Annotated in this window: 20 protein-coding genes; 11 read left to right on the plus strand and 9 right to left on the minus strand. The window is 58.0% G+C overall.

All coding sequences use genetic code 11. The features are described 5' to 3' along the window. Positions 1-3 precede the first annotated feature (3 nt). From P9230_RS21565 to P9230_RS21575, 3 genes are all read left to right on the plus strand, one after another. Positions 4-672 (plus strand): amino acid ABC transporter permease, encoded by a 669-nt coding sequence (locus P9230_RS21565; RefSeq protein ID WP_278055541.1) that lies wholly within the window; start codon positions 4-6, stop codon positions 670-672. 5 nt (positions 673-677) lie between these two features. Then, entirely contained in the window at positions 678-1,346 is a 669-nt protein-coding gene (locus P9230_RS21570) for an amino acid ABC transporter permease (RefSeq protein WP_278055542.1), read from the plus strand. Between the two features lie 78 nt (positions 1,347-1,424). Beyond that, complete coding sequence (locus P9230_RS21575) at positions 1,425-1,787, plus strand: RidA family protein (RefSeq protein WP_278055543.1); 363 nt, start codon at positions 1,425-1,427, stop codon at positions 1,785-1,787. Between the two features lie 56 nt (positions 1,788-1,843). On the opposite strand, the gene P9230_RS21580 is transcribed toward P9230_RS21575, so the two are convergent. Continuing rightward, positions 1,844-2,629 (minus strand): GntR family transcriptional regulator, encoded by a 786-nt coding sequence (locus tag P9230_RS21580; RefSeq protein ID WP_278055544.1) that lies wholly within the window; start codon positions 2,627-2,629, stop codon positions 1,844-1,846. 304 nt (positions 2,630-2,933) lie between these two features. Between P9230_RS21580 and P9230_RS21585 the strand changes: the two genes are divergently transcribed. The 7 genes from P9230_RS21585 (at position 2,934) to P9230_RS21615 (ending at position 11,678) form a co-directional block, all read left to right on the plus strand. Continuing rightward, a complete protein-coding gene (locus P9230_RS21585) occupies positions 2,934-3,131 on the plus strand; it encodes a tautomerase family protein (RefSeq protein ID WP_278055546.1) in 198 nt (65 codons plus the stop codon). A 226-nt stretch (positions 3,132-3,357) separates the two neighbouring features. Next, the gene (locus P9230_RS21590) at positions 3,358-4,182 is read left to right on the plus strand and encodes a transporter substrate-binding domain-containing protein (protein WP_278055547.1); all 825 of its coding nucleotides are present in this window, start codon (positions 3,358-3,360) and stop codon (positions 4,180-4,182) included. A gap of 133 nt (positions 4,183-4,315) precedes the next feature. After that, entirely contained in the window at positions 4,316-6,043 is a 1,728-nt protein-coding gene (locus P9230_RS21595) for a dihydroxy-acid dehydratase (protein WP_278055549.1), read from the plus strand. Positions 6,044-6,244: 201 nt separating this feature from the next. Next, positions 6,245-8,299 (plus strand): hydantoinase/oxoprolinase family protein, encoded by a 2,055-nt coding sequence (locus tag P9230_RS21600; protein WP_336618916.1) that lies wholly within the window; start codon positions 6,245-6,247, stop codon positions 8,297-8,299. A gap of 19 nt (positions 8,300-8,318) precedes the next feature. Then, a complete protein-coding gene (locus P9230_RS21605) occupies positions 8,319-10,019 on the plus strand; it encodes a hydantoinase B/oxoprolinase family protein (protein WP_278055553.1) in 1,701 nt (566 codons plus the stop codon). Between the two features lie 46 nt (positions 10,020-10,065). Continuing rightward, positions 10,066-10,878 carry a sugar phosphate isomerase/epimerase family protein gene (locus tag P9230_RS21610; RefSeq protein ID WP_278088149.1) on the plus strand — a complete coding sequence of 271 codons (813 nt, stop codon included), beginning with the start codon at positions 10,066-10,068 and terminating at the stop codon, positions 10,876-10,878. Then, positions 10,875-11,678: an SDR family oxidoreductase gene (locus P9230_RS21615; protein ID WP_278055556.1), complete on the plus strand. Its 804-nt coding sequence runs from the start codon at positions 10,875-10,877 to the stop codon at positions 11,676-11,678. The genes P9230_RS21610 and P9230_RS21615 overlap by 4 nt, the downstream gene beginning before the upstream one ends. Positions 11,679-11,738: 60 nt before the next feature. On the opposite strand, the gene P9230_RS21620 is transcribed toward P9230_RS21615, so the two are convergent. The 8 genes from P9230_RS21620 to P9230_RS21655 all read right to left on the minus strand — a co-directional run bounded on the left by P9230_RS21620 (position 11,739) and on the right by P9230_RS21655 (position 19,519). Next, positions 11,739-12,053, minus strand: a complete 315-nt coding sequence (locus P9230_RS21620) for a hypothetical protein (protein WP_278055558.1) — start codon at positions 12,051-12,053, stop codon at positions 11,739-11,741. Positions 12,054-12,551: 498 nt separating this feature from the next. Beyond that, complete coding sequence (locus P9230_RS21625; RefSeq protein ID WP_278055560.1) at positions 12,552-12,875, minus strand: hypothetical protein; 324 nt, start codon at positions 12,873-12,875, stop codon at positions 12,552-12,554. 638 nt (positions 12,876-13,513) lie between these two features. Then, entirely contained in the window at positions 13,514-14,266 is a 753-nt protein-coding gene (locus tag P9230_RS21630; protein ID WP_278055562.1) for a nuclear transport factor 2 family protein, read from the minus strand. Positions 14,267-14,460: 194 nt separating this feature from the next. Beyond that, entirely contained in the window at positions 14,461-14,886 is a 426-nt protein-coding gene (locus tag P9230_RS21635) for an Rrf2 family transcriptional regulator (RefSeq protein ID WP_278055564.1), read from the minus strand. 84 nt (positions 14,887-14,970) lie between these two features. Then, a complete protein-coding gene (locus P9230_RS21640; RefSeq protein ID WP_278055566.1) occupies positions 14,971-15,147 on the minus strand; it encodes a hypothetical protein in 177 nt (58 codons plus the stop codon). Between the two features lie 529 nt (positions 15,148-15,676). Continuing rightward, positions 15,677-17,200: a malonyl-CoA synthase gene (locus tag P9230_RS21645; protein WP_278055567.1), complete on the minus strand. Its 1,524-nt coding sequence runs from the start codon at positions 17,198-17,200 to the stop codon at positions 15,677-15,679. Between the two features lie 54 nt (positions 17,201-17,254). Next, on the minus strand, positions 17,255-18,595 hold the full coding sequence (locus P9230_RS21650) for a malonyl-CoA decarboxylase (protein ID WP_278055568.1): 1,341 nt from the start codon (positions 18,593-18,595) through the stop codon (positions 17,255-17,257). A gap of 246 nt (positions 18,596-18,841) precedes the next feature. Further along, a complete protein-coding gene (locus tag P9230_RS21655; protein WP_278055570.1) occupies positions 18,842-19,519 on the minus strand; it encodes a GntR family transcriptional regulator in 678 nt (225 codons plus the stop codon). Positions 19,520-19,829: 310 nt separating this feature from the next. On the opposite strand from P9230_RS21655, the gene P9230_RS21660 reads away from it, so the two are divergent. Next, a complete protein-coding gene (locus P9230_RS21660) occupies positions 19,830-21,350 on the plus strand; it encodes an ABC transporter substrate-binding protein (RefSeq protein ID WP_278055572.1) in 1,521 nt (506 codons plus the stop codon). The last annotated feature ends 32 nt before the right edge of the window (positions 21,351-21,382 follow it).

Here is a 21,382-nt window from a genome sequence, read left to right on the forward strand (position 1 = left end):
ACCATGCAAAACATCGATTTCTTCTATGTGATCAACAGCTGGCCGATGCTGGTCCAAGGATTGGTAGTTACGCTCCAGCTGACGCTATGGGCGAACGTGATCGGGCTTGTCGCCGGGTTCCTGCTTGCGTTCCTTGCGAACGCGCCGATCGCGCCTGTCCGCTGGATAGCCCGGCTGTACATAGACTTTTTCCGGTGCACTCCGGTGCTCGTCCAGGTCGTTTGGTTCTTCTTTTGCATTCCGATGCTGTTCAATGTTTTCTGGTCGCCGGTATTTATGGGCATCCTGATCCTGGGCATGAACCAGACGGCATTCAACGGCGAGGCATTTCGCGCAGCAATCCAGTCGATACCTAGCGCGCAGAAGGATGCCTGCGTCGCGCTTGGCCTAAATCCGTGGACACGGATCTTCCACGTAATCTTGCCTCAAGCGTTTCGGACAGCGACACCTGTGCTCATCACCAACGCGATCGGCATTTTCCAGCAGAGCTCGCTCGTCGCGCTCGTGGGCGTCGCAGACCTCATGTACCAGGGCAAACTCCTCTCGACGCAAACCTACCGTCCGATTGAGACCTTCACGTTTCTCGCGGCGTTCTACCTGGTCATCGCCGTGCCGTTCGGCCGGCTAGCCGCATATTTCGAACACCGCAGCGAACGTCAGAGCAGGGTTTGACGGCAATGGCTGATCTGGATTTTTCCGTCCTTGTCACTTACCGCGACGCACTTCTCCGAGGCCTGCTCTACTCGATCGAGCTGACGGCCCTGTGCGGGCTGGCGAGCCTCTTGTTTGGTTTCGTGATCAGCCTTGGAAGGCAATCCAGCCTCGTTCCAATCCGTTGGTTGTCGTCCCTGTACGTCGAGATTTTGCGCGGAACGCCCGTCCTCATCACGCTGTTCTGGGTATTCTTCTGTTTTCCGTTACTTTTCGGCGTGGAGTTTGGACCTTTCCTGTCGTCGTTCATCGCCCTGACGCTTTTCACATCGGCAATCACCAGCGAATCCTTTCGGTCGGCGTTGAAGTCGATCGGCCGCGACCAGTACGACGCCTGTAAGGCGCTGGGGCTTTCGGCATTTACGCAGGCGACGTTTGTCGTGGCGCCGCAAGCCGTCATCCGGGCGATTCCGAACTTGATGTCGAACCTCGTGAGCCTGTTCAAGGAGAGCGCACTCGTCTCGGCCGTCGGGGTGGTGGAGCTGATGTATACGGCTCAAAACATATCGAACATCACCGCGAGACCCGTGGAGGTTCTGACCACGGCTGCTCTCATCTATTTCGTCATCGGCTGGACTCTCACCCGCCTGGTGAACGTCCTTGAGAGGCGTCTGCTTTTCCGGATGAGCGTCTAGCCACCTGATTTTCGCTGAACAGGCTCCCGCGAGAACCGACAACACCGAGATTGTCCCCGGCCAAAAAAAGGATTCGTCATGCCCATCACCCGCCATCAAATCGGCACCCGCATGAGCCAAGCGGTGATTTGCAACGGAATTGCCTTCCTGGCCGGACAGGTTGCCCACGGAGCCCGCGGCGCTTCGGTTCACGAGCAGACGCTCGATATCCTTGCGCGCATTGATGCTTTGCTCGCGGAGATCGGAACCTCGAAGGACCGCCTCCTTTCGGCCACCGTCTGGCTGGCCGACATTGCGACGTTCAACGAAATGAACGCTGTTTGGGACGCTTGGGTCTCCAAGGGAAACACGCCGGCGCGAGCATGCGTGGAAGCTCGATTGGGTTCGCCTGATTTCACGGTTGAAATCATGGCAACGGCGGCCTGCGGAGCCAACGCCTAGGCGGATCAATCGGCTGGCGGCTGCATCGGCGGCCGCCAGGAGAAGAAACGCTGCAGCTAGTCGCCTTCTCTGGCGAGACGCATTTCCGATGCGACGCTGCGATTCAGGTATTGAACGAAGCGGCCTCTGAACTGTTCGGCGTGGAGATGTGCAGCCTGTTCGGCTGCATCGGCATCGCGCCTGACAATGGCCTCAACGATGTCCGTGTGTCCTTGGGCCAGTTTCTCGACCGTGGTGCCTCGTCGCTCGAACTCGAAATGGAAGTGGAGGATCCGGCGCCCCTCATCCAAAAGACGCTGGTAGGCAGCCGTGAAATATCTGTTTCGTCCGGCCCGCGAGACCGCCATGTGGAACGCATAGTTGGCCTCAATCATCGGCAGCGAGTCCCCGGTCTCCAGGCTGACCCCCGCGGCCTCTTCGTAACCCCGCTGGGTGGCGACCAACGTTTCGATGTCTTTCTCGGTTCGGAAATGAGCCGCTGAACGATGGGTGACACGCTGCAATAGGTCGAGCGCGTCGAGAAAATCGGGTATCGCCTGTATATCGAGCGGCGCGACGATCGTGCTTCGGTTGGGCAAGATTTGAACAAGGCCCTCGCTGGAAAGACGCACAAGCGCCTCACGAATTGGCGAACGAGAAAGGTTGAACCGCTCGCTAAGCCGGACCTCATCCAAGGCTGCCCCAGGATTTATCTTAACCCGCAGAATGTCTTGGCGGAGCTGCAGGTAGACGCGGCTGCTGCCGGTTTCCTTCTTCGGCCCGTCATCAGTAGTGCCGTTCGCAGTCGTCTCCTTGGCATGCGCTCCTTTGGTGCTGCGCTTGCCGCGAACGCTCTGATCCATATTCTAAGCCTTTGATTTTGCTCGGGCCAGGCGTCGCCAAACTACCACGTTGTCCGAAGCGCGTAAGTCAAACATCACCTCCTCATTCTACATATTGCATGCGGAATGTCGACGCGCTTTCGAAATTCAGCAAGGACTAAATGCACGGGGAACCAAGGCATTTGGCCAAAGGCTGCCCTTCCTACGATTGCGCGCTGCCGAATATGCCATTGACATCGGCGACCTAATGTCTATAGTTTGTCGACAATAGATATGCATAAGGCGAACAGCGCCTTGCGCTGCGGCCCCTCGGGGAGAGAAAGCGATGCCCAACGTGCGCATTGAAATGCTTGCTGGCCGCAGCCGGGAACAGAAACGAGAGCTGGCAGAAGTGTTTACGCGCGAGATGGCTCGCATAGCGAACTGCAAGCCTGAAGCAGTGCACGTAGTGTTTGCAGATGTCGATCGGAGCGACTGGGCGATCGGCGGAGCGCTGACGGATGAGCCTTCCGCTCGCAAATAAGGCTCGGCACGGTCATAGCGAACGCTTGGAAAACCGCCGCTTCTTCGGCCGTCGTTAAGGCCAATTGGAGCGGCCCGGGCAGGCCCGATGCACCGGCGCCCGGAAGGAATGTCCACTCTTGCAAAGAGCAGAAAGGAGGCGCGTCAACCTGGCAACCGATGTTGCAAGCCGACCAATTACCCTAACAGCAGACCAACCTAACAGCCGAAAGAATGGGAGTAGCGAAATGAAAATTGGGAACCTCGTTAAGTCGATCATGGCCGCGGCGTTCATCGCGGGAACTGCGATGTCTGTCGCCAAGGCAGATTCCGAATCCGGCTACTGGCAGGATATCCAGAAGAGCGGCACGCTTCGCTGCGGTGCCGCGGTGGCGCCGCCTCACGTTATCCGCGATCCGCAAACCGGGGAGTTCAGCGGCACGTTCGTCGACCTTTGCAAGCAGTTCGCCGATGTCCTCGGCGTGAAGGCGCAGATGGTGGAGACATCCTGGGACAACATCGTAGCCGGCCTGCAGGCGAACCGCTGGGACATGTCGATGGCCCTGAACCAGAACCCCAAGCGCGGCATGGCCATCGCCTTTAGCGAGCCTGTCGTCCAGTTTCAGGTCAGCGGCATCTATGACAAAGCCAACCCGAAGTTCGCGACGCCTCCGAAGTCGCTAGCCGATCTCGACAAGGCAGGGACGACGATCATCATCATGTCGGGCACTTCGATCGACGGCACGCTGACGCCGCAGATCAAGAACGCCACGATCCTCCGGCTGCCCGACATTGACGCGACCCGCCTCGCCCTCTCCTCGCATCGCGGCGACATCCTAATGGACGACGGCGACAGCAACGCGCTCTTCGCGGCCACTGCAAAGGACCGTTGGGCCACGCTCTTGCCGAACCCCGCGATCTCGAAGCAGGGCATCGCTTTCGGTCTGCGCCGCTCCGCGTCTTACGCCGACATCCAGGCCCTAAACTACTTCATCACCGAGAAGAACGCGATCGGCGAGATCGACAAGATCGCGCAGGGCTACGTCGACAAGCTGGCCTCCCAAGGCAAATAATGGCTGGCAATGCGGCAGCGCCCGGCGGTGCTGCCGCATTGCGGAATTCTCAGACGTTACTTAGCCGGTAGGAAAAGAGGGCCAATCCTCCGGCCGCGCATTACGGATCAGGCCCTGCGGGATGGAGAGTGTCATGGCTAGCGAGAAGCCCCCCCTGCGTAGCGAAGCTTGGTTCAAGCGCATCGACAATACTGGCTACGAGCATCGGACGCACCTCAAGGCGCGAGGTGCGCTGCCTGACATGTTCGAGGGCAAGCCAGTGATCGGCATCGCCAACTCGGCTTCCGACCTGGTCCCTTGCAATGCCCATCTGACTGGCCTCGCGGAATGGGTCGCGAAAGGCGTTCTTGAGGCGGGCGGCTTCCCATTGATCTTCTCGACGATGTCTATCGGCGACTCGATCATGCGTCCGAGCGGTATGCTGTTTCGAAACATGATGAGCATGGAGCTCGAAGCGACCCTGCGCGCCAATCCCCTCGATGGCGTCGTGCTCCTCACAGGTTGCGACAATACCGCCCCCGCTTACATGATGGGCGCCGCAAGCGTCGATCTTCCCACCATCGTGGTTCACGGTGGCGGCATGATCAACGGCAAGGTCGGCGTACGACAGGTCGGGTCTGGCTCCGACATCTTCCGGATGCATGGCGAGTACAAGGCGGGCCGGATGACCAAGCAGGCTTTCCTGGACTCCGAATACGGAATGTCGCGCAGCAACGGCCATTGCAACACGATGGGTACTGCTACGACGATGGGATGCCTGGCGGAAGCGCTTGGCCTGAGCCTGTCAGGATCGGCAGCTATCCCTGCGGTAGACGGACGCCGCAAAGGCTCGGCACAGCTGTCGGGGCGCCGGATCGTGGAGATGGTGAGGGAAGATCTGACCTTCTCAAAGGTCGTGGACCGCCGCGCCCTGGAGAATGCAATCCGAGTCAATGCTGCGCTCGGCGGCAGCACCAACGCGATCATCCATCTGACTGCCTTGGCGGGCCGACTTGAAATCCCGCTGACCTTGGAGGACTTCGAAGAGAACTGCCGCTCGATCCCGCTCCTCGCCAACATCGTGCCCAATGGCAAGTTCCTGGTGGAGGAATTTTACTCGGCGGGCGGACTGCCTGCCCTCATAGCTTCGCTCGGCGAGCGTCTGAATCTGGATGCGATTACCGTCAGCGGAAGGTCGCTGCGCGAGGACATTGGCGATGCGACGACGCTCGACGAGGAGATCATCGCGCCCTTTGACAGGCCTGTCAAACCGCAAAACGCGCTTCGCGTCCTCAAGGGAAACCTTGCCCCCAGTGGCGCGGTGATCAAGCCGTCGGCCGCCAGCCCGAACTTGCTGAAGCACACCGGACGCGCAGTCGTGTTCGAGTCGGTAGAAGACCTCGACAAGCGAATTGACGATCCGGCCTTGAACATAGACGAGACCTGCGTGCTGGTGCTCAAGGGTATCGGTCCGAGGGGATATCCCGGGATGCCGGAACTCGGCAACATCCGCCTGCCTGCCCATTTGCTGGCCAAGGGCGTGACAGACATGGTCCGGGTGTCGGACGGACGCATGAGTGGCACCGCATATGGAACGGTCGTTCTTCACGTGGCTCCGGAGTCATCGATCGGCGGGCCGCTCTCGCTGGTGCGCGATGGCGACATGATCTCGCTTGACGTGACAGCCGGGTCGCTGACCCTCGAGGTACCGGAAGATGAATTGGAGCGCCGCCGTTCGGACAAACCCACGGGGATAGCTAACCCGAAACGCGGTTATGAGCGCCTGTTCGTCGATCACGTGCTGCAGGCAGACAAAGGTCTGGATTTCGACTTCCTGGTGGGCCGCAGCGGCAGTGCCGCGCCAACGCGGCGACCATTCTAGAGTCCCCGGCGCGATTCCCTCCAGGGCGACGGCGGCTTTTACGCCAAGTGACCCGGCAGTGCTCCGCCCGACTGCCACCAACGTCGACACGAGTTGAACAAGACTCACGTTGACAGAGTAAGGTTTTTTCTGCATATCTTTTGTCGACATGAGATCGACTTATTGTGGAGGAATGGTTCTATGAGGCATGGCCGGATTGGAGTGGACATCGGCGGCACCTTTACAGACCTGGTCCTTTTGGACAGTGAGGGACAAACCTTTTTCACGAAGGTGTCTTCGACCCCTGCGGCGCCAGAAGACGCGGTGCTGACGGGCACGCAGCTCATCCTCGAGCAGGCAGGCCTGGGCGTAAGTGCGGTCACGGAAGTTCTCCACGGTACCACCGTGGGCTCCAACACCCTACTCCAGAAGGCCGGGGCCAAGACCGGACTGATCACGACCAAGGGTTTTCGAGACGTTCTGGAGATCGGCCGCGTGCGAACGCCTTCGATGTTCGACCTCACTTGGACCAAGGCCGAACCGCTGGTCACCCGTCGCTACCGTCGTGAAGTCGACGAACGCGTCAGTGCCTCGGGCGAAATCCTGAAGCCCGTGGACGTGGAAGACGTGATCGCGATCGGCCGCGACTTCGAGGCCGAGGGCATCGAGTCGGTAGCGATCTGCTTTCTCAACTCGTACCGGAATCCGGAAAACGAGAGGAACGCGCTGGAGGCGTTCAGCAAAGCCTTCCCATCCATCTGGGTCACCGCATCCGTCACAGTGCTGCCTGAGATCCGTGAATACGAGCGGACGTCGACCACGGCGGTCAATGCCTACGTTTTACCGGCGCTCCGGCGGTATCTTACCAGTCTCGAGAACGGCCTCCGCGGGCTAGGCGTGAAGGCGCCGCTGCTGGTGTCCAACTCGAACGGGGGGCTCTCGACGGCCGCGCTAGCGCAGGAGAAGCCAGTCTTCTTCATCTCGTCGGGCCGCTCGGCGGGCGTCGTCGGCGGCGGACGCCTAGCAAGCTCGATCGGCGAGCAGGATCTGGTGGTGTTCGACATGGGCGGCACCACTGCCTCTGCGTCCTTGATCCACGAAGGCCAGCTTACCCGCACGAACGAATACGAGTTTCGGGCGGGGATCTCGACCCCCAGCCGGTTCATCAAAGCCGGCGGCTATCTGATGCGCGTGCCCACTGTCGACGTGGCGGAAGTGGGTAGCGGGGCAGGATCCATCGCCTGGCTGGACTCCGGCAACCTCCTGCATGTCGGGCCTGTCTCCGCCGGTGCGTTTCCGGGGCCCGCCTGCTACGGCAAGGGAGGCGAACGGCCGACTGTTACCGACGCTAACGTCGCGCTGGGGTTCTTGCCCGACACGCTCGCCGGCGGCAGCCTCAAGCTCGATGTAGAGGACGCGCGTGGGGCGATCCGCCGTGATATCGGCGATCAGCTTGGCCTTACCGTCGAAGAGGCGGCGATCGGTATCCGTGAGATCGTCAACGTCAACATGGCTCGCGCCATTCGCGCTGTTACGGTCGAGCGCGGCGTCGATCCTCGCGATTTTACGCTGCTTGCTTTCGGCGGGTCGGGCCCCGTTCACGCATGCGACCTCGCTCGCACTCTCGGCATTCGTCGCGTGCTGTTCCCGCGGGCCCCTGGTGTGTTCACCGCCATGGGTATGCTTGCAGGCTCCGTCGAACGCTATTTGATCGAGAGCATGCCCGGCGCACTGCATGAGGCCAAGCCGGGGAACGTCGCCGAGGCAGTGGAGCGGCTGAAGGCGGAGGCGACCGAGGCGCTGGCGGAGGAAGGCTATAGCGCCGATCAGATCGGGTGGGAGTTCGAACTCGACCTCCGCTACAGAGGCCAGGACTCCGAGCTGCAGATCGGGCTGGACGATACAACGGCCTTCGACCCCGTGGCGACCCGAGAGGCGTTCCTGAGGGCTTATCGATCCATGTACGGGTACGCGTCATCGGATGATGTCGACATCGTAAACCTGCGGCTTAGGGCCCGCGGGATAAGCGCAGAGAGCCTCGACTTCACCGCGCTCAAGTCGGAGCAGCTCGTCACGGCAAATGCCGCGGCCAATTGCCGCCGCGTCTACTTCAGCCGCGAGAGCGGATGGATCGACACTCCGGTGATCGATCGATCGGCATTGCGCGACTCGATTTCTGGACCCGTGATCCTGCAGAGCGTGGACACCACGATCGTCGTCCCGCCCGAAGCTAGTGCCGCGCTGGATGACGCTGGCAATGTCGTCGTCACACTCTGAACGGATGGGAGCCCGCGTCATGACTTTTCCGAAGAACGAAAGAAAAATCGACCCCATCACCTTCGCGGTGATCAAGAGCGCACTCGACACCATCGTCGACGACATGGCCTACGCTGTGATGCGCACAGCCCGCTCACCGATCGTGCGCGACGTGCTCGATTACTCGGTGACAATGTGCGACCGACAGGGGCGCATCATGTCCCAGGCCAAGACCGTCGCCCTTCACCTCGGGGCGGTGCCGGATGCCATGGAAGTGGTCCTCGCGAAGTTCAAGGGTGACCTGCATCCCGGAGACGTGGTGGTCCTCAACGACCCCTACCAAGGGGGAATGCACCTTCCAGACATCTTCATGTTCAAGCCGATCTTCCATCGAGACGAACTGCAGGGCTTCTCGATCGTCGTCGCTCATCACTGCGACGTGGGAGGACGCGTTCCTGGGTCCAATGCGAGCGACTCCACCGAGATCTTCCAGGAAGGCATCCGCATCGCGCCGATGAAGCTCTACGACCGCGGCGTTCCGAACCGCACGCTTCTGACTATCATCGAAAAGAATGTCCGCCTACCCGATCTGGTGATCGGCGACCTCGAGGCTCAATACGCCACGTGCAACATCGGCGAGCGCGAGCTGTTGAAGCTGTTCAACCGATACGGCGCCGACGACTTCAACATCTATCTCGACGAGCTCATCGACTATGGCGAGAAGCTCACGAGGAACGCGATCAGCAGTTGGCCAGACGGAGACTACGAGTTCACCGACTACATAGACGGTGACGGCTTCGATCTGGCGCCGATCCCGATCAAATGCCGGATCACCGTCAAGGGCGACCATCTCGCGGTCGATTTCGACGGTTCATCGCCCCAGGTGCGCGGCGCGATCAACTCGACCTTGTCATTCGTCAAGTCGGCGACTTACCTCAGCGTTCGCTGCGCCCTTGAGGCCGAAGTCCCCAACAACGCCGGCGTCTACCGCTGCATCGACGTGACTGCGCCAGAGGGTTCCATCCTCAACCCGCTTATGCCTGCGCCCGTCGCAGCGCGAGCTCTCACTGGCTACCGCGTTGTCGACACGGTCATGGGCGCACTCGCGCAGATCGCGCCGAAGCGAATGATGGCGGCTGGCGAAGGCGGCAACACCGTGATCGCGATCGGCGGGTACGACGCCGACCGACAGCCGTTCGTGCTGGTCGACATGATCAACGGAGCCTGGGGCGGCCGATTCAACCAGGACGGCATCGAAGGGGTGACCAATCCCTCCCAAAACATGTCGAACCTCCCTATCGAGACCCTGGAAGCGCGTTACCCCATCCGCATGGAAGAATACTCGCTGCGGGCCGATTCCTGTGGAGCCGGAAAGTACCGGGGCGGTCTGGGACTTACACGTCAGTACAGATTGCTTGCGGATGAAGCTATCCTGCAGGTCCGTGCCGACCGTACAGACCACGCTCCGTATGGCCTGTTTGGCGGCAAGCCGGGCTCCAACTCGCGCAACATCCTGAACCCGGACAGCAGTGGGCGAGAGGAACTACCGGGAAAGGTAACGCGCACCGTCCACGCTGGTACGGTGATCCGCCATGAGCAGGCCGGAGCCGGAGGCTACGGCCCACCTGAAGAGCGGAGCATGGCAGCGGTGGAAGCCGACCTGCACGATGGAAAGATCACGCCGGAATACGCCGCAAAGCACTATGGCGTCGTCCCAGTTGAAGGAGCCGCAAATGGCTGACCTTTCGCGTTTCGCCATCAATCAGATAACGACCTACAAATGGTCGATGGCCGAAGCCATCGACGGCTACGCGAAGCAGGGCGTCGGGGGAATAGCCTGCTGGCGCCAGTATCTCGACGAATATGGCGTTCAACAGACTGCCCGTCACCTGCGCGATGCGGGCTTATGGGTAGCGTCGCTCTGTACCAGTGCCTGGCTCAACGCCGACACCGAGGCCGATTTCGAGGCTGCGATCGACGAGAATCGACGCATCCTCGACAACGCCGCGGCGATCGGCGCGCCTTGCGTCGTCATGGTAGTGGGAGGGCTGCCCAAGAACTCCAAGGATATCGCAGGCCAGAGATCGAGGGTACGCGACGCGCTGCACACCTTGGCGCCCCACGCACGTTCAGTTGGGGTGAAACTCGGCCTGGAGCCGCTTCACCCGATGTATGCCGGCGATCGATCGGTGCTGAATTCCATCAGGGAAGCTAATGACCTTTGCGACGAACTCGGCGACGAGGCGGCAGGGCTTGTCCCCGACGTCTATCATTGTTGGTGGGATAGCGCTTTCGAGCGGGAGCTGCGTCGGGCTGGTCCGAAGCGCATCCTTACCTTCCACTACTGCGATTGGCTGGTGCCCACCCGCAACATGCGCGATCGCGGCATGGTCGGCGATGGCGTGGTCGACATTCCGCGGATACGAGGCTGGTTGGACGACATCGGCTATGCAGGCGTTTTCGAACTCGAGATCTTTTCAGAACTCGATTGGTGGACGAGGCCGGGCGAAGAGACCGTCCGCATCGGGATCGAACGCTGCGCTCCTTATGTCGGCCAGGTCCCGTCATCTCTCAAAAAAAGAAAAAGGGTTTTGCCATGAGCGCGTCTTCTCAGCCTTGCAACATCAAGCCTGTGGTGGTCGTGACGGGCGGTGCAAGCGGAATCGGGGAGGCGACCGTGCGCCGCTTCGTTGCCGGGGGTTGGAGGGCCGTAGTGGCCGATATCAACGATACCCAAGGCAAGTCGGTTGCCGCCGAACTGGTCAAATCAGGGGCTGACGTTGTCTATCGCCACCTCGATGTTTCAGACGAGGCCGCGGTAACGAAATTCGCCGACGAAATATGGTCTAGCCACGGACCCGTCGCGTCCTTGGTCAATTCCGGCGGAATTCTCCAAAATGCCGTTCGCGTGACAAAAATGGAGATCGCGGAATTCGACCGGATCATCGACATCAACGTCCGCGGCTCCTTGCTGGTCGGCCGCGCTTTTGGCGAACGGATGGCCGAGATCGGTAGCGGTTCGATCATCAACCTCTGCTCGCTGACGTCATTCCGCCCGTCGCCGCAACCCGCATACGGCGTCAGCAAGGCGAGCATGGTGACGTTGACCGAGATCATGGCCGCCGAACTCGGTCCCCAAGGCGTCCGCGTAAATGCCGTCGCCCCCGGCTACACCATGACGCCCGCTATGCGGGAGCGGATCAACCGTGGCGAACGCAATCCGGACATGGTGATTTCGAAGTCAGCCATTCCGCGCTTCGTCGAGCCGTCTGACGTAGGCGAGGCAATCTTCTTCCTGTGCTCGCCGGCTGCGTCCGCCATTACGGGTGTCGTGCTTCCGATCGACTGCGGGTGGCTGGTCTATTCGGCCTATACGGCCTTCGCGACACAACCCGCCTAAGCGGTTTTCCCGTTGGAGATGGCTCCGTCCTAGAGAGCGAAGCCAATTGCAGGCTACACATCAAGCCGACTTCGAACCCGACTCAGGGCTTCGGGTTGGCAAGCAAGCCAAAAGCTCAGCTTGCATTTCACGAGAGATGCTGAGGCCTTCCTGAGCAGTCTTGCCGCGTGCGCGATAGCGACGTGAAGACGGCAAACGGACACCTGGATTGTCGCGGGCGAGACCCTCAAGCCAGTTGTCCGCGTCTTTGACGTTGGTTTTGTCAGCTGAGAACCAGTCAGCGTCTATCGCAATCATCAGATATCCGCCAAGAAGCGGACCACCATCCCTTTTGTCGATCTCCAAAGAGGCTTTGCTGGTGAGGTCTCCGATCATCGGCCCGCGAGGAGTTCGATCATCATTCCGATCGACGCGCGCTTGTGTCCGCCGAACGGAAGAATCGCTCCTGCCAGAGCTCGCCATCGACTCCCTTACGCGGGTATCGATTCGATCTCGTAGGCCGGAGCTGGAGCCCTTCGCGAAGACGGCCGCGGGAGTCGCCTGCGCCAGCCCAGTCGACAATAGCAGACCGAAAATGTTGACGTAGCAGCCGCGACGCGGTTCCACCGGATGGTAGAAGGAGGCAGCAAGCGCGCAGCTCACTCCATCGTTTATCCCCCGCCTGCGTCGATTGATCGGACAAACAGAACCGGCGTGATCGCAACCGAGCCTGGAGCCCGAGTGCCCAGCAAGAGACAAGTATCCCCAACTTGGGCGACGAGTTGAAAAGCTGATCCCGTATCACCAACAAATGTTCAATCAGTCCGCAACAGTTTGGTGGTTTCGATGTATCCCCTGATGTCTTGCTCCGTCATTGGAAGTGTCAGGCCGATTTTACCACGATGAAACAGGAAAATAACCACGAGAGGCCATCTCTAAGACATAAATCATCATCTTTTCATCATCAATTTTGCGCAAATAGTCACTGTGGGTGCGATTCGTCTTTCCTGCGTGCTTGGTAAATGCATAGCCGAGAACCGAGAAATCCCCGAACATGATGAACGGGTGGCCCTTCGCCGCAGCCCAACCGTTCAGTTCCCCCTTCACCTTTTGTGCCATGAGGTTGAACAACTCATAGCCACCACGATCCACGACATCCATCGTCGCCAGACCAGCGGCACAAGCGAGTGGATGGCCGTGGTGCGTTCCCGACATCATGACCTGGTTGTCCTTCGAGAACTTGGAAAACGCGCCGCTGACCGCCGACGACTCCGATCGGCACCGCCCCCGATTATCTTACCGAATATGGTCAGGTCGGGGTCGATGCCGTAATTGCTTTGCAGGCCCCGAAGGTCGCGCGCAAGGTGATGATCTCATCAAAGATCAGCAACATCCCGAGTTCGCTTGTGAGATCGAGCAATTGACGGACGAATTCGTGCTCGAGGTAAACGATCCCCCCGCACACGATTGGAGCTCGAGGATGATGCAGGCGATATCTCCCGCCTGACGTCTCAGAATGCTTTCGCACGATTGGAAGTCGTTCTGTACTAGCGTCACGATGGCGGCAACGGCTGCGCCTCTCTCGTGCGGCGGCCATGCTCGCGGACGGCCTCTCCGTTCAAACGGTCTCACACAAACTGGGCTACAGCACGACCTCCGCACCTCCGCGTTCATCGCAATATTTGCAAGGTGCGGTAGGTACGACGGTACGACACCGAACGTTTTCCGAGGTCGTTTGCGGAGCAGGACGAAGGCTTGCGGTGATCCGAACGGACCGCTGCCCAGGCAATGGGCAGATGGTTGGGCCAGTAACCAACAACAGGCGTCGAGCAGGCGGAGGCGCCGCCCCCCACCTGTCAGAACTTGCCGTTCTGGTTTTTCCATTCAGCCTTCGCGGGGATCGGTTCGATCGTGTCGGCGATCTTGCCGTTCTGAACCCGGAACAGGTCATAAAACGATGTCGGCTTACCAGCGAATTTGCCTTCGCTCACAGTGAGGACAAAATCGCCCTTGCCCAGCACCTTGTGGACCGTGTCGTACTTCATGGTTATGCCCGCTTCGGCCATCGCCTTTAGGGCAGCACCCAGCCCCGAGAGGCCGTCGCCGATCTGTGGGTTATACTGCGTGTAGTTGTCTCCGTGGAAATAGCCAGAAAGCTTCTCCATGCGGCCGTTAACGAGAATGTCGTCAACGAAAGCCGCAACCAAAGTCCTGTTCGTTTCCGTCCTGTCGAGGTCCTTCGCCTCGGTCGGTCCATCGACCATCGTGTGGCCACTTGGATTGGGACCTGCGGTATCCTGAAGATTATCCCAGTGTTCGACAATCTTGCCGTGTTCGAAGCGAAAGATGTCAAAACCGACCTTCGGCCCAAAGAAATCGTAGTCGGTGTGGGCGAAAACGAACTCGCCGTCCTGGAATACTCGCACGGTATTCACCTTGGCCGACCCCTTGGGAAGAGCGGCAAGGAGTTCTGCAAAACCCTTCAAGCCGTCTGCCGCAGCCAGATTATGCTGGATGTACTTCTCGGGATTGATCACGCCGACCGGTTCGGTCGCGCCGGTTTCGATAGCCTTGAGGAGGTCGACGACCTGTATTTCTTGTGTGGTCATTTTTGTCTCCGTTGCATGACGTGCGATAGGGTTCAGCCCACCTGTGAGGGGAAGGATTGCCACCGTCGCAAGCACGAGGTGGCGTGCGAATCGAGCTGCCATAATATTTAACCATTTCTGTCGCAGACAAATGTGTATCTATATCTATTACATATCTACGCAAAGGGGTGCCGCGCGAAAAATCAGATTTTCCCTCAAGCGGCTGAGTTGATGGTGGAAATATCGCTCGCAAGGTCAGCTAAGGTCGTGCGCGCCAGCTCGCGCTCCATCGCCTGTTCCATATCGGCGATATGACCTTGCAGAACCTTGTTGATGTGCCGGCCGACCGGACATTGAGGGTTCGGTTCCTGATGAAGCGGGAAAATAACGACGTCTTCGTCGATTGCCTTGTGCACGTCGAGCAGCGTGATCGAGGAACCGGCTCGGGCCAGCAATGCGCCGCCGCCACTTCCCATCTGAGAGGTCGTCAATCCAGCCTTGGCCAGTTGCGAAAGGAGGCGGCGGATCAGCGTCGGATTGGTGTTGACACTCAACGCGATCAGCTCCGACGAAGCGGGCGAACCTTCTTGTGACTGGAGAAAGGTCAGGATGTGCGTGGCAACTGCAAAGCGGGTATTCAATGGCGACCTCAATATGTGCTTTATACAGGCACACATTGGACATACGCAAGTCAGCACGCAGCCGTGCGGATAAACGCCTGCCTATCAAATATCCGCAACGCTGACCTCAGCGTCGCCACTTAGGAGATCCGGGCGTTGGGCCCGCAATATCTCGATCGAGGGAAAGGTGCTGTCGAGCTGAAGCTGGAAAACGCGCGCGACGCCGTCCTCGTCGTGCCGCTTTATCATCTCGTACATTTCACAGTGCTCTTCGGAGACCATCGAAAAATGTCCTTATAACGGGAACGCTTGACGTCTCACGCGATCGGGTTGGCCAGCCGCACTGTGAATCGCCAGCCAAGCATCTGGAAACCCGGTTCTTTCGGAAAGTATCGCGAAAATACCTGTTCACAGCGCACCCATCCTCGATATCGGTATGGACGTACCGGTGGGCGCCTGCAGCAACAAACATCAGAACTGATAACGACACACTTCAGCTGACCGAGTGGTCAAACGGGTGGGGAACGGGTTCGTCAAAATGCCAACTAAAAAACTGACCTTAGACCGTGGCGAGGCACTGGCCTATATTAGCGCCAGCCTAAATGAACTTTACCAGATAGCTGCCTCTCATCGATTGCATCTGGTCGGATACCTCCTAGGCATGGCCTACATCGAATCCTACGATATGGTCAGGAAGGAACGCGCCCATTGTCGAAACAAAGTTGCGGATCCCGGAACGACTTCCGCGCCGAATTGAGCGCTGCGATAGCTGTCATTGTGAGCACCGCGCTTATAAGAGGACACCAATAATCTACACTGCGGCAGTATCTAGGTACAGATCTTTGAACTTGTCGCGAAGAACATTTTTTTGGACTTTCCCCATTGCGTTTCTCGGCAGTTCGTCAATGAAGACGATACGTTTGGGAATTTTGAACTTAGCAAGTCGATTTTGAACCGCCGCCAGGACATCGTCCTCCGCGATATTCGCCCCTAGGCCGCGAACAACGACCGCCGTTACGCCTTCCCCAAAATCTGGATGAGGCACCGCAATAACGGCGCTTTCAACCACGCCGGGGAGTGTATCAATCTCCTTTTCAACTTCTTTGGGATAGACGTTAAAGCCCCCTGTTATGACGAGATCCTTATCGCGCCCCAAGATGTGAAGGTACCCACGTTGGTCAATCTTACCAAGATCGCCAGTGATGAAGTATCCGTCCGGTCGCATTTCCGCTGCCGTCTTCTCGGGCAAACGCCAATATCCCGCGAAGACATTCGGACCTTTAACCTCGATCATGCCGATTTCATCGTTGCCAACCGAGGCGCCGTTGCCAGGATTGGTGATCCTGATCGACACTCCTGGAAGAGGAGGTCCGACTGTTCCGGCCACACGTAGGCCATCGTAGGGGTTGGACGTATTCATGTTGGTTTCTGTCATCCCATAGCGCTCGAGAATGGCGTGGCCAGTGCGGCGCTGCCACTCGACGTGGGTTTCCGCAAGTAGAGGCGCCGAACCCGAAACAAAGAGCCGCATGCCAGACACGACACTATCGAGGCGGGGGCTCTGCAGGAGCCGCACGTAGAATGTCGGCACCCCCATTAGAACCGTTGCCTCCTTCATCAAGTCGATGATGAGATCCGGGTCGAATTTCCTGAGAAACCGAATTGCCGCGCCGGAGAGAAGCGAGACGTTAATCGCCACGAATAGGCCGTGCGTATGGTAGATCGGGAGCGCGTGAATGAGGACGTCCTGCTCCGTAAAGGCCCATGCATCGACAAGCGTTAGCGCGTTGGATAGCAAATTCCCATGCGTGAGCATCGCACCTTTCGATCGTCCGGTCGTGCCCGAGGTATAAAGTATGGCCGCCAGGTCGTCCGCCTCCCGAATAACCGTCGGGAACGCGTAGGACGCCACACTCGAGGCTTCAAACAAGCTCCCCCGTCCATCTGCAGCAAGCGTCTCTATTTGTGCGCCTACCCGCCCAACAATCTGCGCTAGCGATCGTTCGTGCGAAGGGTCGCAGATGAAGAGAGCCGGTTCAGCGTCCAGAACGAAGTACTTTACCTCATAATATGTGTAGGCAGTGTTCAAGGGCAGGAAAACAGCACCGGCACGGAGCGTCGCCAGATAAAGACAAACCGCCATGACAGACTTTTCGACCTGCACCATTACCCGGTCGCCTGGGCGGACCCCTCGCTCAACGAGAACGTTTGCTATCTGCCCCGAAAGTCTTACCAGGTCCTCATAGGTGTAGACGCGTCCTTTGGTATCATCGATCGCAACACTCTCGGCATTGCAAATATGACCCTGGAAATAAGAGAAGAGATTTCCGTTCATTTCAACTCCAACAGGCGTCGTATGCGGCTCATTCAGCCGGTAGTGATGAGATGGTTATTTCAAAGGTTCGAGAAGCTTGCGAATGTGCGGTGCAGCGACGATCTCGCCTCTCTCCGCGAAGGCCTCGTGGTTCGCCTCGATATCGGCGAGATGGTAGACGTAGTTGACCATCACGCCGTGGGATTGCACGAGACCCTTTTCGGAGCGGTCGCCGAGAATATTTATGCTTTCGAGCCGTGCTCCATTGCTCAAATGAAACTGAGCCACAGGGTCGATCGTTCGCCCATTCGAATCTCGTGAATCCAAGTAATAGCGAGCGGCCATCCGCATTATGTGAGGCCCGATGTTCTCCACCACCTGCTTGTCGTCGGACCAGGTGGGGTTCTCTAGTGCATCCAGCGGGCCGCACTGATTACTACCGCTGGCCGCCTGAGTTGCCAGCCATTTGGAGAAACGGGGAGCGGGCGACAATGTCGCGAAATGCTTGAGGTTAGGCAATTCCGCTTTGAGGTCTTGCACGACCTGCTTGATCAGGAAATTTCCGAACGAGACGCCCCTCAATCCCGTCTGGGTGTTCGAAATCGAATAGAATACGGCGGTTGTCGCATCTCTTTCCAGCACGAACTCCCGCTCAATCTGCAGTAGGGGCTGAATGTGCCGCGGCATCTCCATTGTCAACGCCACTTCTACGAAGATGAGCGGTTCGTCGACTAACTGTGGATGAAAAAATGCATAACAACGTCGGTCTGGCGGTTGCACTCGGTTCCTCAGGTCATTCCAATCTGCGATTTCGTGGACCGCCTCGTACTGAATAATCTTTTCGAGTATGTTGGCCGGTGTTTCCCAGTCGATCCGCTTCAGGACCAAAAAACCCCGGTTGAACCACGATGCGAAGAGATGCGAAAAATCCGCGTCTACCCATTTGAGTTCAGGATGTTTCTGCAAATTCTTAAGAAGATCCTCTCTCATCGCAATGAGTGACTTGGTGCCCCCTCCCGCGAGATTGATCCGCCTAAACAACTGCTGCCGTCGAGGTTCCGAAGCCGCATGGAGTGCGTATAGATGATCCGGCGACGGATCGCTCTCGATCAGGTCGAGCGCCGTTCTCAGATTCTCGATGTGGGGGCCAAAATCGTTCGCCAATCCAAGGAGAAACTCCAGGCGCTTCTGGGGCGAAGACCACTTATAGGCCGCCAGCAATTCCTCCGCGAGAGCGATGCCGGATGCCTCGCCACGACGCGAAAGCAATTCCTCCGCGATCCTTATCAGTTCCACCGAGGGGATAGGAGCTTTGGCGTGACTAGCCCGCCTCAACAACCGCCGGCTTCCGTTCGTAACGTTTTCGATAAGAGCTGCAAGGAATGACGGTGACGTACTCGGCATGTCTGCCAACATAGCGATCTCTCAAATGATAAAATGCAATATCATGTCAATCGTACACAATGTCAAACGCTTTGCATTATATCTGTGAAAGCTGAGAAGCCGCGCGTTTAAAGGCTTGATGTGCTCGATGTGCGGTGGCCGCTGCTAGGCCGTGCCGTGCAGCCATTCGATTCGCGGAAAGCCGCGAGCAGGAGTCCTTTCGCAGGAACGCCCCCGAAAATCCTAAACGGCCGCTGATGGTGATTTCAGAACAACCCGCTAATTTAGCGAGGCCGCTTCCGCCATGAAAGCAACGAGATCCTGGAACCTTTCACCTTGTATGACGACATGCGCTCTGAGCGCCGTTTCGGCTTTCGAGCTTTCGCCAGCAAAAATCGCTTCGACGATTACCTGGTGCTCAGCGAGAGAGCTGCGCATTCTATTGACCGCGCGTAGTTGAAGGCGCCGATAAGGCCTTAGCCTTCTCTGCAACATTTGGCATTGCTCGATCAGAAATCCATTGTGGCTAGCCGCATAAATCGCTTGATGAAATTCCTCGTTTTCGTAGTAGTAGGCGTCAGTATCGCCGCTAGACGCAGCGCGAACGCATTGATCCATTGCTCGTTGAAGGGTCTCCCGGTCCTCCATTCGGAGACGCATAGCGGCGAGTCGGCCCGCCATCCCTTCCAACTCGCCCATAACCTCAAACATTTGGATCAAACGATCGATCCGGACGGCTGAAACAAATGCTCCCTTATTGGGTCGCAGCTCCACCTGGCTGTCTGAAGCCAACTGAGCGAGCGCCTCGCGAACTGGAGTACGAGAAACGCCAAATCGCTTAGAAAGAGACTGCTCATCAATACGCTGACCGGGCGCAAGCACGCCAGTCAGGATATCGTTCTCGATAGCATCGCGTAGCCTCCCCGCAGTGCTCTTGGCGACTTTTTCCTCTGTCATCTGACCTCGCACGACCCATCTGATTCTCGACGCGCATATCCAGGATGCGGCCTTTCTCAGACACTTCAAATTCCTGACCACGCCAACGCACGGGGGCATCCGCCCATTTTTACCCCCCGACGGCGATCCAATACAATTATTCAGAAGCGATATGCAATCGGATTGACCTTGTGCACAATTTGTGACAGTCATACATTATGACAATCAGCAAAACAGACGCACCGGCATTGTCTCCGAAATTTTGGGATAATGACGCGGCAAAAAAACGGGCGCGTCCGAACGCAAAAAATGCTCTGGAGGAACGAAAGCCATGAGAGAGAAATGGGTTGGTTTGATGCTGGCTGCTGGTACGCTGAGTACCGCTGCTTACGTTCCGGCATACGCGGGGAAGGATGACGGCGTCGCGCACATTGTGTTAAATGGCGAAGTCGGAACATTGAACTATTATTTCGACAGCTCTCGCGAGGGGCTGATCACTGGTCTTCAAATATATGACGGCCTTGTGTATCGAGACCCAGCAAGTGGCGAGTTCAAGGGCGATCTCGCGGAATCGTGGTCTTGGCCAGACGACAAGACGATTGAATTCAAGCTGCGCAGAGGCATCAAATTCTCCAACGGGGAAGCTTTCGATGCCGACGATGTCGTGTTCACCATCAATTACATCGTCGATCCCGCGAACAAGATTGTCCTGTATGACTGGGTCAAATGGATGAAATCGGCGGAAAAGATCGATGCCTACACCGTACGGATACATCTTGCTCAACCCTATGCAATGGCGATGGCAGCCCTTAGCGGCTTCGTCCCGATGTATCCAAAGGATTACTACGAAAAAGCCGGCGTTTCCGGCATGGCCGCCATGCCAGTTGGCACCGGCCCATACAAGGTAACGTCGGTCACGCCGGGATCAGGGTACACGTTGGAGCGGAATCCGAATTATTTCGACGGCCCAAAGGCAAAGCCTGCCATCGAAAAGATCGAGATCCGGACCATTCGCGACGTAAACACCCAGCTTGCCGAGCTTATGTCCGGTAATCTCGACTTCATGTGGCAATTTCCGTCGGACGTCGCCAAGAATTTGGCCGGCGCCGGAGAATTCAATGTCACAAGCAGGCCAGGCCTTCGCGTTGGCTTTCTGGCTCTTGATGCCGCAGGTAGGACATCGGAACAAAGCCCGCTCAAGGATGTCCGCGTACGCAAGGCAATCAATTACGCAATTGACCGCAAGGGGATCGTGGAAGGTCTTCTTCAGGGCGGCTCTGAAATCATCAACAGCCTTTGCAATCCTGCACAGTTTGGCTGCGATACCCAGGTCCAGAGTTATGAATACAACCCGACCAAGGCGAAAGAGCTCCTAAAGGAGGCAGGCTACCCAGACGGCTTCAAAACCGAGATGGGCGTCTACCGCGATCGTCCGTTAGCCGAGGCAATGGTAAGCAATCTTGCTTCCGTTGGCATCAATGTGGAAACCAGCGTACTTCAGTATTCCGCGCTAACCGCTAAAAGAACCGAAGGAAAAGTTCCGATCTCTTTCCTCACTGACGGCTCAAGCTCTATTGCAGACGTCGCAGCAATTACACCGATCTACTTTGGTCTCAGCAATCAGGACTATGCACAAGATAAGGACGTCGCCGGCGATCTGCAAACCGCCGGAGCCACCGTCGATGAAGCGAAGCGCAAGGCCGCTTACTCCAAGGCATTCAATCGGATCGCAGATCAGGCGTATGTCGTTCCGCTCTGGTCCTACTCAGTGAATTATGCGCTGTCGAAAGATCTGAAGTTCGATCCAACGCCCGACGAACTTGTTCGCTTCTTTGACATGGCATGGAACTAGCCGTTCCAGAAAGTGAGCCGCCTCGCCGGCTC

Source organism: Mesorhizobium sp. WSM4887 (assembly GCF_029625865.1).
In the GTDB taxonomy this organism is placed as follows: domain Bacteria; phylum Pseudomonadota; class Alphaproteobacteria; order Rhizobiales; family Rhizobiaceae; genus Mesorhizobium.

What these genes read in the sequence shown, in the direction of transcription:
- P9230_RS21565 (WP_278055541.1), top strand. Translation starts at nt 4, where the DNA reads ATGCAAAACATCGATTTCTTCTATGTGATCAACAGCTGGCCGATGCTG.
- P9230_RS21570 (WP_278055542.1), top strand. Translation starts at nt 678, where the DNA reads ATGGCTGATCTGGATTTTTCCGTCCTTGTCACTTACCGCGACGCACTT.
- P9230_RS21575 (WP_278055543.1), top strand. Translation starts at nt 1,425, where the DNA reads ATGCCCATCACCCGCCATCAAATCGGCACCCGCATGAGCCAAGCGGTG.
- P9230_RS21580 (WP_278055544.1), bottom strand. Translation starts at nt 2,629, where the DNA reads ATGGATCAGAGCGTTCGCGGCAAGCGCAGCACCAAAGGAGCGCATGCC.
- P9230_RS21585 (WP_278055546.1), top strand. Translation starts at nt 2,934, where the DNA reads ATGCCCAACGTGCGCATTGAAATGCTTGCTGGCCGCAGCCGGGAACAG.
- P9230_RS21590 (WP_278055547.1), top strand. Translation starts at nt 3,358, where the DNA reads ATGAAAATTGGGAACCTCGTTAAGTCGATCATGGCCGCGGCGTTCATC.
- P9230_RS21595 (WP_278055549.1), top strand. Translation starts at nt 4,316, where the DNA reads ATGGCTAGCGAGAAGCCCCCCCTGCGTAGCGAAGCTTGGTTCAAGCGC.
- P9230_RS21605 (WP_278055553.1), top strand. Translation starts at nt 8,319, where the DNA reads ATGACTTTTCCGAAGAACGAAAGAAAAATCGACCCCATCACCTTCGCG.
- P9230_RS21610 (WP_278088149.1), top strand. Translation starts at nt 10,066, where the DNA reads ATGGCCGAAGCCATCGACGGCTACGCGAAGCAGGGCGTCGGGGGAATA.
- P9230_RS21615 (WP_278055556.1), top strand. Translation starts at nt 10,875, where the DNA reads ATGAGCGCGTCTTCTCAGCCTTGCAACATCAAGCCTGTGGTGGTCGTG.
- P9230_RS21620 (WP_278055558.1), bottom strand. Translation starts at nt 12,053, where the DNA reads ATGATCGGAGACCTCACCAGCAAAGCCTCTTTGGAGATCGACAAAAGG.
- P9230_RS21625 (WP_278055560.1), bottom strand. Translation starts at nt 12,875, where the DNA reads ATGATGTCGGGAACGCACCACGGCCATCCACTCGCTTGTGCCGCTGGT.
- P9230_RS21630 (WP_278055562.1), bottom strand. Translation starts at nt 14,266, where the DNA reads ATGACCACACAAGAAATACAGGTCGTCGACCTCCTCAAGGCTATCGAA.
- P9230_RS21640 (WP_278055566.1), bottom strand. Translation starts at nt 15,147, where the DNA reads ATGGTCTCCGAAGAGCACTGTGAAATGTACGAGATGATAAAGCGGCAC.
- P9230_RS21645 (WP_278055567.1), bottom strand. Translation starts at nt 17,200, where the DNA reads ATGAACGGAAATCTCTTCTCTTATTTCCAGGGTCATATTTGCAATGCC.
- P9230_RS21650 (WP_278055568.1), bottom strand. Translation starts at nt 18,595, where the DNA reads ATGTTGGCAGACATGCCGAGTACGTCACCGTCATTCCTTGCAGCTCTT.
- P9230_RS21655 (WP_278055570.1), bottom strand. Translation starts at nt 19,519, where the DNA reads ATGACAGAGGAAAAAGTCGCCAAGAGCACTGCGGGGAGGCTACGCGAT.
- P9230_RS21660 (WP_278055572.1), top strand. Translation starts at nt 19,830, where the DNA reads ATGAGAGAGAAATGGGTTGGTTTGATGCTGGCTGCTGGTACGCTGAGT.